An 11,133-nucleotide genomic window follows, 5' to 3' on the forward strand; every position below is an offset into this window, starting at 1 on the left:
GGGCCAGCGGCCGGGGAAGGCCTGCAGCAGCACGGCGGGGCCGGGCCGGCCGGCCACGGCGCGGCGCACCGCCTCCAGCCGCGCCGTGTAGAAGGCGGCATAGGCGGCGGCGGCCTCGCGCCGGTCCAGCACCTCGGCCAGCAATCGCAGCGAGGGCAGGGCGCGGCTGAGCGGATTGATGAAGAAGTCGATGAACACCACGAGGATGCCGGCCCGCTCCAGCGTGCGCAGCGCCTCCGCGGTGCCGGGGCGGCGGTGCTGCCAGGCGGCCATCAGCACCAGGTCCGGCGCCAGGGCGATCAGCCGCTCCAGCGGCAGGTCCTCGCCCACCTGCCGGGTCAGCTCCGGCACGGCGTCCAGCCCGGGGAAGCGGGCGGCGAGGGCCGCCATCGCGCCGGGGTCGATGCGCCGCAGGTCGCCGCCCATGCCCACCAGCAGCGGCACCGGGTCGGGGTGGATCAGCGACAGGTTCAGCAGCACGGCGCTCTCGGCGGCCACCACGCGGCGCGGCGGGCGCGTCACGGTCACGCCGCGCCCCACCATGTCGGTGACGCTGCGTGGCCAGCCGGCCTGCGCGAGCGCCGGGCGGGCCAGGGTGGCGGTTGCCAGAGGGGCGGTTGCCAGCGGCAGGGCCAGGATGCTGCGGCGGTGGAGCATGGTCGGGCGGCCTCCTCGCGGTGTGGCCGCCCCTAGCAGCGCGGGCGCCCGCCCTCAAGGGGCCGGCCCCTCGCCGCCGCTGCCTCAGCCCAGCGTCGTCAGGTCCTGGAACCAGTGCTGCGCCTGGGTGTAGCCGGCCACCTTGCCGCTCATGGCGTGCGGGTTGGTGTCGTGCACCACGAAGACCAGCAGCGCCTCGTCCACCACGCGCTGGTGCACCTGGGCCATCAGCCGGTCCTGCGCCTCGGTGTCGAAGCTGGCCACCGCCTCGTCGATCAGCCGGTCCACCTCGGGGTTGTTGTAGTGGCTCCAGTTCACGCCGGTGGGCGCGGCCTGCCTGCTGTGGAAGAAGCGGATCAGCGCGTAGAGCGGGTCGGAGGTGACATAGGCGACGTTGTTGGCCGTCACGCCGTTCTGCTTCGCCAGCTCCCCGGCGGCACCCTGGCGCCAGGCGGTGTAGAGCACCTCCAGCTCCACCGGCACCAGCTCGATCTCCAGCCCCACCTCGCGCATCGCCTGCTGGCAATACTCGTTGATCGGCATGGAGAGCATCTGACCGGAGCCGCCGGTGGCCACCAGGAACTTGGTCCTCAGCGGGTTGCGCGGGCCGAAGCCGGCCTCGGCCACCAGCTTGCGGGCGGCGTCGGGGTCGTACTTCACCTGGAAGGAGGGCTTGCCGAACCAGGGGGAGGAGGGATCGACCACGCCCACCGCCGGCTTGGCCAGCCCGTTCATCAGCGCCACCACCTCCTCGCGGTTGATGGCGAGGTTGGCCGCCTTGCGCAGCCGCAGATCCCGCCAGGGCGAGCCCTCGAGCTGCGAGAGATGGTAGTTCCACACATGCGGCGTGACGTTCTCGACGATCCGCATGCCGCCCGCCCGGAGCTGGGGCACGAGGTCCGGAGCGGGGGTCTCGATCATGTCCACCGCGCCGCTGATCAGCGCGTTGGTGCGCATCACCGCGTCCGGCGCGCAGACGAGGATGACGCGCTCCGCCTTCGGGATGCGCGCCGGGTTCCAGTAGCGCGCGTTGCGCACCAGCTCGGCGCTGGCGCGCGGCACCAGGCGGGCGAGGCGGAACGGGCCGGTGCCGGAAGGCTCGAAGGCGAATTTCTGCCAGTCCCGCCCCAGCTTCTCGTACTGCGCCGGCGAGGAGATGAGGAACCAGAGCATCTGGTAGGGGAAGAGGCTGTCCACCGCCTTGGTGGTCACCTCCACCGTCATGTCACCGAGCTTGCGCCAGGCGGCGACGGAGGGCAGGCGCGGCCGCACCTGCGCCGCCTGTCGGTTGTCGAAATGCGGCGCCTGCGGGTTCATCACCTTCTCGAAGTTCCAGATGACGGCATCCGCGTCGAAGGCGCTGCCATCGTGGAAGGTGACGCCCTGGCGCAGGGTGAAGACCCAGCGGCGGCGGTCGGCCGGGTCGGTCTCCCAGGCCGTGGCGAGGCCGGGCACCAGCCGGCCGGGGCGGTCGGCCACGTCCATCTCCCACGCCACCAGCGGGTCGTAGAGGGTGTGGCCGGTGAACTGGTAGGCGCCGGCGCCGCGGTCCGGCTGGCCGGTGGTCTGCGGGATGTCGGCCATCGAGATGCCGTAGCGCAGCGTCTTGCCGCTGCCCGGGCTTTGCGCAAGGGCCGCCCGCCCTGCGCCAGGGAGAGGCAGGCCGCCCAGGCCGCCAATCATGCCGCTGGCGCCAGCCGCCATCAGGCCACGACGGGAGAAGCTCATCTCGGTGCTCCGGCAGAATGAGAAAGGTCTCTGCCGGAGGCTTGAGCAATTCGCGTGCCGGGCGGCCCTCTCAGGCCGGCTGCGTCACCGCGAACTCGGCCTGGATCGCCGCCGTGTGCTCGCCGATGGCGGGCACCGGGCCGAAGGCGGGGCTGGCCACGCCGTCATGGATGGCGGGCGGCGCGACGATGGAGGCCATGCCGCCCGGCGTGGCCACGTTCACCCGGCGCAGCGCCGGGTGGCTCACCAGGTCCGCCACCTCGTTGACGAAGCCATAGGCGGTGCCGGCGGCATCCAGCCGCGCCGCCACCTCGGCGCGGGTCAGCCCCGCGAAGATAGAGGCGACGCGCCCATCCACCACCGCGCGGTTGGCGACGCGGGCATTGTTGCTCTCATAGCCCGGCTGCTTCGGCAGTTCGGGCTCCTGCATCACCGTCGTGCAGAATTTCTGCCACTCGCGCTCGTTCTGGATGGAGAAGAGCACCAGCGAGCCGTCGGATGTCTCGAAGGCGCCATAGGGGCAGATGGAGGGGTGGGCGAGGCCGACGCGCTTCGGCGCCTGGCCGGTGCCCTCGAAATACAGCAGCGGCACGTTCATCCAGTCCGCCATGCCGTCGAACAGGCTGATCTCCAGCCGCCGCCCCTCGCCGGTGAGGGAGCGGGCGATCAGCGCCTCCAGCACCGCCGCGTAGGAGGCCATGCCGCAGGCGATGTCGCAGACCGAGACGCCGACGCGCCCCGGCCCCGCCGGGTGGCCGGTGATGGCGGCCAGCCCGCTCTCCGCCTGCACCAGCAGGTCGTAGGCCTTCATGCCGGCGTAGGCATGCCCGGCGCCGTAGCCGGAGATGTCCACCGTAACGAGGCGCGGGTAGCGCCGCCGCAACTCCTCCGAGCCGAAGCCGGCGCGGGCGGCGGCGCCGGGGGCGAGGTTCTGGATGAACACATCCGCGCGCTCCAGCACCCGGTGCAGCAGCGCCGCGTCGTCCGGCGCCTTGATGTCGGCCACCAGGCTCTGCTTGCCGCGGTTCAGCCAGACGAAGTAGCTCGACAGCCCGTGCACGGCGGCGTCGTAGCCGCGCGCGAAATCCCCCTCCGGCCGCTCGATCTTGATCACCCGCGCCCCGGCATCGGCAAGGCGGGAGCTGCAATAGGGGGCGGCCACCGCCTGTTCCAGCGTCACCACCAGCAGCCCCTCGAGCGGCTTGCGGGGGGTGGCGCGGTCGGGTGCGGTCTGAGCGGTCATGAGCGGGACGGTTCCTGTTGCTGTCGCGGTCGGGATGCGCGGGGGCGCGGCGGCGCCCCCGCGCCTTGGCCTCAGCGGAAGGCCACGGGCTGGGGCAGCTTCTCCAGCATGTCGGGCTTCAGGGTCTTCAGCCACTCGGTGCTCTTCTGCCCCACCGGCGTCGTCACCGAGGCGGCGGGGAAGACGACCATGTCGGTCATCACCGGGAAGGGGTAGCGGTCGCTGTGCAGGGTGGTGCCGATCAGCTGGTCCTCCAGCCCCTGCCCGTCCTCGCGGATCGTCACCTGCCCGGTGAGCGAGGGGAAGGTGAGGCCGCGGAAGGCGGCGGTCAGCTCCGCGTCGGTCGGCCACTGGCCGCCCTTGGCGGCGATCGCCTTCTCATAGCCCGCCTTCATGGCGTTGATCGCCTGCGCCATGTGGTGGGTCGAGTAGATCGGGTAGCTGTCGAAGCGCTTGCGGTAGTTCTCGGTGAAGCTCTTCAGCTTGTCGGCGTCCTTGGGCGAGGGGTGCAGGAACCAGTGGTCGCCGCGCGCGCCGATGATGTGCCCGGCGGGCAGCGCCTTGCCGACGCGCTCGAGCGAGGATTCCGCCAGCGGCAGCACGAAGGTGCTGCGCTCGAACAGCCTGCGGTCGGCCGCCTGGCGGATGAAGGTGTCGAGGTCGCCGCCCCAGGTGGTAGAGAAGATGACATCCGGCCGCAGCGCCAGCAGGCGGGTGATCTCGCTCGAGAAGTCGGTCGCGCCGAAGCGCGGGAACAGCTCGGCCGAGACGCGCACGCCGGGCTTCAGCGCGTTCATCGCGGTGCGCCAGATCTCCCAGGAATCGCGGCCCCAGGCATAGTCCTGGTTCACCACGGCGAGGCTGCGGAAATCCGGCTTCACCTTCAGCAGGTAGAGCAGCGCCGCCAGCACCTCCGGCGTGGCATTGGCCTGCGGGCGGTGCGCATAGCCGTAGGTGCCATCCTCGAAGACGCGCTGGGTGCCGCAATCCCACAGCAGGGTGGGGCGCTTCAGCTCGTCGGCCAGGGGCGCGCAGGCCAGGCAGTCCGCCGAGGAGATGCCGGCGAAGATCATCTGCACGCCTTCGCTCTGCACCAGCCGGCGGTACTCGCCGACGAAGTGGTCGACGCCCGGCCCCTCATCGACATAGATCGGCCGCACCTTCACCCCGGCGATGCCGCCGGCGGCGTTCAGCTCCTCGATCAGCATGTCGGCCGCCTGCCGCGCCGGCACGCCGAAGACGCTGGCGGGGCCGGACAGGTAGGTGGCGATGCCGAGCTTGATCTCCGCCGGCTTCTGCGCGGCGCCCTGGGCATGAGCGGGGCGGCCGGCCAGCGCCAGGCCGCCGATGCCAAGCCCGCCCAGCAGCACGCCTCGGCGGGAGAACGGGGTGGTGGCGGAACCCTCGGCGGACTCCGTCCGGGCAGGCGGTTTCGTCATGGACTGTCTCCTCCGGATGCGGCCGTTTCACGGCTCTGCCGCCACAGACTGGCATCAATCCGCCCGCCGGTCCATCGGCGCGGCGGCGCCGGAGAGGGCGGTGCGCGGCCCTGCACCGCGAGAAGGTGGCCCCCGGATCGCGGCACCATGTCTGTCGACAAACCTCGCGGAAACTCTGGAAGGCGGTGCCGAATCATGGCATTTCTTCCAAATCATGGAGGAAATTGTCGACACAAACCTGGCGGATGCGCCCTTTCCCGCCGATGGCGCCTTGGACCGGGCGCTGTTCCAGCGGCTGAGCGAGGCGATCATCCGGGGCGAGATCCCGCTCGGTGCCAAGCTCAGCGAGCCGGCGCTCTCGCGCCAGTACGGCGTCAGCCGCGGGCCGCTGCGCGAGGCGCTGAACCGGCTGGAGGAGCGCCGGCTGGTGGAGCGGACGCCCCGGCTCGGCGCCCGCGTCGTCAGCCTCTCGGCCACGACCTTCCGCGAGATCTACGGCGTGCGCGAGGCGCTGGAGGGCCTGGCCGCGCGCGCCGCCGCCCATGCCATGGGCGAGGCGGACCTCGCCCGGCTGCGCGCCATCCTGGCCCGGCAGGAAGCCAGCCTGGAGGGGGATGGCGAGCACGCCCCCAACGCCCTCGGCGGCATGGACGAGGATTTCCACGTCGCCATCGCCCGCGCCGCGGGCAACGGGCTGCTGATCGGCCTGCTCTGCGGCGACCTCTACCAGCAGCTCCGCCTCTACCGCTCGCAGCTGCGCAAGGTGGCGGGGCGCGGGCGGCGCGCCGTCACCGAGCACCGCCGCATCCTCGACGCCATCGAGGACCGCGACCCCGAGATGGCCGAGTGGCAGATGCGCCGCCACATCGCCGCCTCCTACACGGCCCTGGCGCCGCTCCTGGGCCCCGCCGCCTCCGAGGACATTGCCGAATGACCCCCTATCGCACCCTGCACGCGGGCGGCCGCGACCACGCCATCATCGACCTGCCGGCCATCGTCGGCGAGGACCGGCTGCGCGCCCTCCCCTTCAGCCTGCGCGTGCTGCTGGAGAACCTGCTGCGCCACCAGGATGGCGACACCGTCACCGAGACCGAGATCGGCGCCGTGCTGGCCGCCGCCGAGGGCGAGGCCCGCCCGGCCGACATTGCCTTCCGCCCCGCCCGGGTGCTGATGCAGGACTTCACCGGCATCCCCGGCCTTGTCGACCTCGCCGCGCTGCGCGATGCCTTCGCCGCGCGCGGCGGCGACCCGCGGCAGGTGAACCCCGGCATCCCGGTGGACCTGATCGTGGACCACTCGCTGATCGTCGACCATGCCGGCGCGCCGGATGCCATGGCGCGCAACGTCGCCAACGAGTACCGCCGCAACGCCGAGCGCTACGCCTTCCTGCGCTGGGCACAGGGCGCCTTCGGGAATCTGCGCGTGGCGCCGCCGGGCGGCGGCATCCTGCACCAGGTGAACCTGGAGCACCTCGCCCGCGTGGTCTGGACGCGGGAGGAGGGCGGCCGCAGCCTGGCCTACCCCGACACGCTGGTGGGCACGGACAGCCACACCACCATGGTCAACGCCCTCGGCGTGCTGGGCTGGGGGGTGGGCGGCATCGAGGCGGAGGCGGCGATGCTCGGCCAGCCCCTGGTGTTCCGCCTGCCGGAGGTGGTGGGGGTGCGGCTCACCGGCCGCCTGCCCGCCGGCACCACGGCCACCGACCTGGTGCTGGCGCTGACCCAGCGGCTGCGGGCGGTCGGCGTGGTGGAGAAGTTCGTCGAGTTCACCGGCCCGGCGCTGGATGGCGCGCTCACCCTGGCCGACCGCGCGACGCTGGCCAACATGGCGCCCGAATACGGCTCCACCTGCGGCTTCTTCCCCGTGGACCGGGTGACGCTGGACTACCTCGCCGCCACGGGGCGGGAGGCGGCGCAGCTCGATCTGGTGGAGGCCTGCTGCAAGGCCCAGGGCCTGTGGCGGGAGCCGGGCGCGCCGGAGCCGCGCTTCGCCACGCTGGTGGAGTTCGACCTCGGCACGGTGGAGCCCTGCGCCGCCGGCCCGCGCCGGCCGCAGGACCGCGTGGCGCTGCCCGCCCTCCCCGCCAGCCTGACCGATTTCTCGGGGCGCGCGGCGGCGCATGGCTGGGAGGATGGCTTCGGCGATGGCGCGGTGGTGCTGGCCGCCATCACCTCCTGCACCAACACCTCCAACCCCGCGCTGATGGTGGGTGCCGGGCTGCTGGCCCGCAACGCCGTGGCGCGCGGCCTGACGGTGCCCGCCTGGGTGAAGACCTCGCTCACCCCCGGCTCCCGCGTGGTGGCGCGCTACCTGGAGAGCAGCGGGCTACAGCGGGATCTCGACGCGCTGGGCTTCCACCTCACCGGCTTCGGCTGCGGCAGTTGCGGCGGCAATTCCGGCGCGCTGGCCGAGGAGGTGGCGGCACGCATCCGCGAGAAGGGGCTGGTGGCCTGCGCCGTGCTCTCCGGCAACCGCAACTTCGAGGGGCGCATCCACCCGCAGGCGCGGGCGGGCTACCTGATGTCGCCGCCGCTGGTGGTGGCCTATGCCCTGGCCGGCCGGGTGACGCTGGACCCGACCACCGAGCCGCTGGGCCGGGACCGGGATGGCCGCCCAGTATTTCTGCATGAACTGTGGCCGGAGGCGGCGGAGATCGAGGCCGTGCTGCGCGGCGCCGTCTCGCCCGAGACCTACCGCGCCGAATATGCCAGCCTCTTCGCCGCCGATGCCGAATGGCGCGCCCTGCCCGTGGCCGGCGAGACGCGCTTCGCCTGGGCGCCCGGCAGCACCTATATCCGCCGCCCGCCCTATTTCGACGGGCTGCCCGCCGCCGAGGCCGCGCCGCAACTGTCCGGCGCGCGGCCGCTGCTGATCCTGGGCGACGGCATCACCACCGACCACATCTCGCCGGTCAGCGCCATTCCGGCCAGTTCTCCGGCGGGCGGCTTCCTGGCGGCGCATCAGGTGCCGCCGGGCGAGTTCAACGCCTATGGCGCGCGGCGCGCCAACCACGAGGTGATGATGCGCGGCGCCTTCGCCAACATCCGCATCCGCAACGAGATGCTGCCGGGCCAGGAGGGCGGCCTGACCCGCCACGCGCCGAGCGGCACGGTGATGAGCGTCTATGACGCCGCGCTGCGCTACCGCGAGGAGGGCGTGCCGCTGGTGGTGGTGGCGGGGCGCGACTACGGCGCCGGCTCCTCGCGCGACTGGGCGGCGAAGGGGCCGGCGCTGCTCGGCGTGCACGCCGTCATCGCCGAGAGCTTCGAGCGCATCCACCGCTCCAACCTCGTCAGCATGGGCATCCTGCCGCTGGAATTAACCGGCGGCGCCACGCGGCGCAGCCTGGGGCTGGACGGCACGGAACGCTTCGGCATCGAGGCGCTGGACGAGCAGGCACAGCCCGGCGCCCTGCTGCGCGCCACGCTGCACCGGGCCGACGGACAGACGGAAATCCTGCCGCTGCGCTGCCGGCTGGACAGCGCCTATGACCGCCGCGTCTGGCGGGCGGGGGGCATCCTGCCCTTCATGCTGCGCGCCCTGGTGGCGCGGGGGGTGGCGGCGTGAGGCGCCTGGCCCGGCTGCCGGCCGTCTACATGCGCGGCGGCACCAGCCGCGCCCTGTTCTTCCACAGCCGCGACCTGCCGGCCGAACGCGCCGCGTGGGATGCCATCTTCCTCGCCGCCCTCGGCAGCCCGGACCCGAACGGGCGGCAACTCGACGGCATGGGCGGCGGCATCTCCTCCCTCTCCAAGATCGCGGTGATCGGCCCGCCCAGCCGCGCCGACGCCGATGTGGACTACACCTTCGCCCAGGTGCAGGTGGACTCGCCGGTGGTGGGCTATCGCGGCAATTGCGGCAACATCTCCTCCGCCGTCGGCCCCTTCGCGGTGGAGGAAGGTCTGGTGCCGGCCACGGGCGACGAGGCGGTGGTGCGTATCCACAACACCAACACCGGCAAGATCATCGTCGCCCGCTTCCCGCTGGAAGGCGGGATGCCGAGGCTGGAGGGGGATTTCGCCCTGCAGGGCGTGGCCGGCACGGCGGCACCCATCCGCCTCGCCTTCACCGATCCGGGCGGCGCCGCCACGGGGCGCCTGCTGCCCAGCGGGCGGGTGACGGACACGCTGGAGATCCCCGACCTCGGCCCGCTGGAGGCCTCGCTGGTGGATGCGGCCAACCCGGTGGTGTTCGTCGCCGCCGCCGCGCTGGGGCTGGAGGGGACGGAAAGCCCCGCCGCCCTCTCCACGCCGGAGCATATCGGCCGCTTCGAGGCGGTCCGCGCCGCCGCCGCGCTGGCGATGGGGCTGGTGGAGACGCTGGAGGAAGCGCGCACCCGGCTGCGCAACCTGCCGCAGGTGGCGCTCCTCGCCGCGCCGCGCGACGCCCCCGCCGCCGATGGCTCCACCCTGCCGGTGGAGGCCATGGACATCCTGGTGCGCATGATCTCTGCCGGGCAGCCGCACAAGGCCACGCCGCTCACCGGCGCCATGTGCCTGGCCGTGGCGGCGCGCATTCCCGGCAGCCTGGCGCAGCGTCTGGCCCGGCCGCGCGACGCGGCGGAGGATCTGCGCGTGGCGCACCCTTCCGGCATCCTGCCGGTGACGGCGCGCACGTCCCTGCGCGATGGTGCGCTGCTGGCCGAGGAGACGGTGGTCTACCGCACCGCGCGCCGGCTGATGGAGGGGATGGTGGTCTACCCCGCCCCCGGCTGAACCGGATTTCCGCGTGCCCCGCCAGGCCGGCGGCAGACCGGCGACGGGGCGCGTGCCTGCCAGAACCAACGAGGAAACGTCCATCATGCAACGCCGCCCCCTGCTGGCCGCCGCGGCCGCCCTGCCCTTCCTGGGGCTGGGCGCCCGTGCCCGCGCCGCCGAGATCATCCAGAGCCTCGCCCTGTTCATCCCCGCCGCGCCCGGCGGCGGGTGGGACGGGCTGGGCCGCGCCATCGAGCATGTCGGCGTCGAGGCCGGGCTCGTCGGGCGCTGCCAGTTCGAGAACCTGCCGGGCGGCGCGGGCACGGTGGGGCTGGCCCGCTTCGTCACCAGCCGGCGCGGCCGGGCGGACAGCCTGCTGGTCTGCGGCGCCAGCGTGGTGGGCTCGGCCATCGCCAGCAAATCGCCGGTCAGCCTGAAGGACGTGGTGCCTGTGGCGCGGCTGACCGAGGAAGCCGCCGTCATCGTCGTGCCCGCCGGCAGCGAGTTCCGCGACATCCGGCAGTTCGCCGAGGCGCTGCGGCAGGAGCCGCGCGGCATCCCGATCGCCGGGGCCGGCGGCGGCACGGTGGACCATGTGGCGCTCGGCCTGCTGTTCCAGGCGCTGGGGCGCAAGCCGCTGGAGGCGCAGTTCGTCTCCTTCCCCGGCGGCGGCGCCACGCAGTCGGCGGTGATCGGCGCGCAGGTGAAGGCCGCCGTCGCCGGCTGGGGCGAGTTCTCCGAGCAGGTGGCGGCGGGGCGGGTGCGGGCGCTGGCCACCACCGGCACGCGCCGCCTGCACCCCGAGGTGCCGACGCTGCGCGAGAGCGGCTACGACGTGACGGCCACCAACTGGCGCGGCCTGTTCGCCGCCCCCGGCGTGGCCGAGGAGGCGCGGCGCCGCCTCGTGGCCTTCGCCGAGGCGCTGCACGCCACCCCTGCCTGGGGCGAGATGCTGCGCAAGCGCGGCTGGGACGATGCCTTCCTCACCGGCGAGGCCTTCTCGTCCTTCATCGCCAAGGACCAGGCGGACACCGAGGGCGTGCTGAAGGCGATGGGCCTCGCCTGAGGCCCGCGCCGAGCGATCTCACAGGGACAGGAACAGCCATGCAACCCCTCCTCCGCCGCCGCGCCGCCCTGGCGGCCGGCCTCGCCCTCGCTGCGCCCGCCGTGGCGCGGGCGCAGCGCCCCTGGCCGGATGGCCCCATCCGCATCGTCGCGCCCTTCCCGCCCGGCGGCAGCGCCGACCTGATCTGCCGCCTACTGCAGACCCCGCTGCAGCAATCGCTCGGCGTGGCGGTGGTGGTGGAGAACAGGCCGGGCGCCAGCGGCGCGCTGGGCACCGCCAGCGTGGCCCGCGCCGCGCCGG

General features: G+C 73.4%; 8 protein-coding genes and 1 pseudogene. 5 read left to right on the forward strand and 4 right to left on the reverse strand.

Going from position 1 to position 11,133, the window contains the following annotated elements:
- From ACZJYS_RS18620 to ACZJYS_RS18635, 4 genes are all read right to left on the reverse strand, one after another.
- Positions 1-657, reverse strand: a 657-nt coding sequence (locus ACZJYS_RS18620) for a TroA family protein (protein ID WP_493179890.1), incomplete at its 3' end; no start/stop codon positions are given.
- Between the two features lie 84 nt (positions 658-741).
- Positions 742-2,385, reverse strand: a complete 1,644-nt coding sequence (locus tag ACZJYS_RS18625) for an ABC transporter substrate-binding protein (RefSeq protein ID WP_493179891.1) — start codon at positions 2,383-2,385, stop codon at positions 742-744.
- Positions 2,386-2,455: 70 nt separating this feature from the next.
- The gene (locus ACZJYS_RS18630; protein ID WP_493179892.1) at positions 2,456-3,628 is read right to left on the reverse strand and encodes a CaiB/BaiF CoA transferase family protein; all 1,173 of its coding nucleotides are present in this window, start codon (positions 3,626-3,628) and stop codon (positions 2,456-2,458) included.
- A 71-nt stretch (positions 3,629-3,699) separates the two neighbouring features.
- Positions 3,700-5,067 carry an ABC transporter substrate-binding protein gene (locus ACZJYS_RS18635; protein ID WP_493179893.1) on the reverse strand — a complete coding sequence of 456 codons (1,368 nt, stop codon included), beginning with the start codon at positions 5,065-5,067 and terminating at the stop codon, positions 3,700-3,702.
- A gap of 214 nt (positions 5,068-5,281) precedes the next feature.
- Here ACZJYS_RS18635 and ACZJYS_RS18640 point away from each other — a divergent pair, with 214 nt between their 5' ends.
- The 5 genes and pseudogenes from ACZJYS_RS18640 to ACZJYS_RS18660 all read left to right on the forward strand — a co-directional run.
- Entirely contained in the window at positions 5,282-6,001 is a 720-nt protein-coding gene (locus tag ACZJYS_RS18640; protein ID WP_493179894.1) for a GntR family transcriptional regulator, read from the forward strand.
- The gene (gene acnA / locus ACZJYS_RS18645; protein ID WP_493179895.1) at positions 5,998-8,637 is read left to right on the forward strand and encodes an aconitate hydratase AcnA; all 2,640 of its coding nucleotides are present in this window, start codon (positions 5,998-6,000) and stop codon (positions 8,635-8,637) included. The genes ACZJYS_RS18640 and acnA overlap by 4 nt, the downstream gene beginning before the upstream one ends.
- Positions 8,634-9,785 carry a 2-methylaconitate cis-trans isomerase PrpF family protein gene (locus tag ACZJYS_RS18650; protein ID WP_493179896.1) on the forward strand — a complete coding sequence of 384 codons (1,152 nt, stop codon included), beginning with the start codon at positions 8,634-8,636 and terminating at the stop codon, positions 9,783-9,785. Before acnA ends, ACZJYS_RS18650 begins: the two co-directional genes overlap by 4 nt.
- Before the next feature lie 85 nt (positions 9,786-9,870).
- The gene (locus ACZJYS_RS18655; protein WP_493179897.1) at positions 9,871-10,833 is read left to right on the forward strand and encodes a tripartite tricarboxylate transporter substrate binding protein; all 963 of its coding nucleotides are present in this window, start codon (positions 9,871-9,873) and stop codon (positions 10,831-10,833) included.
- Positions 10,834-10,871: 38 nt separating this feature from the next.
- Positions 10,872-11,133: pseudogene (locus tag ACZJYS_RS18660) on the forward strand (Bug family tripartite tricarboxylate transporter substrate binding protein); the annotation flags it as partial.

Source organism: Roseomonas sp. TS2 (genome assembly GCF_058833935.1).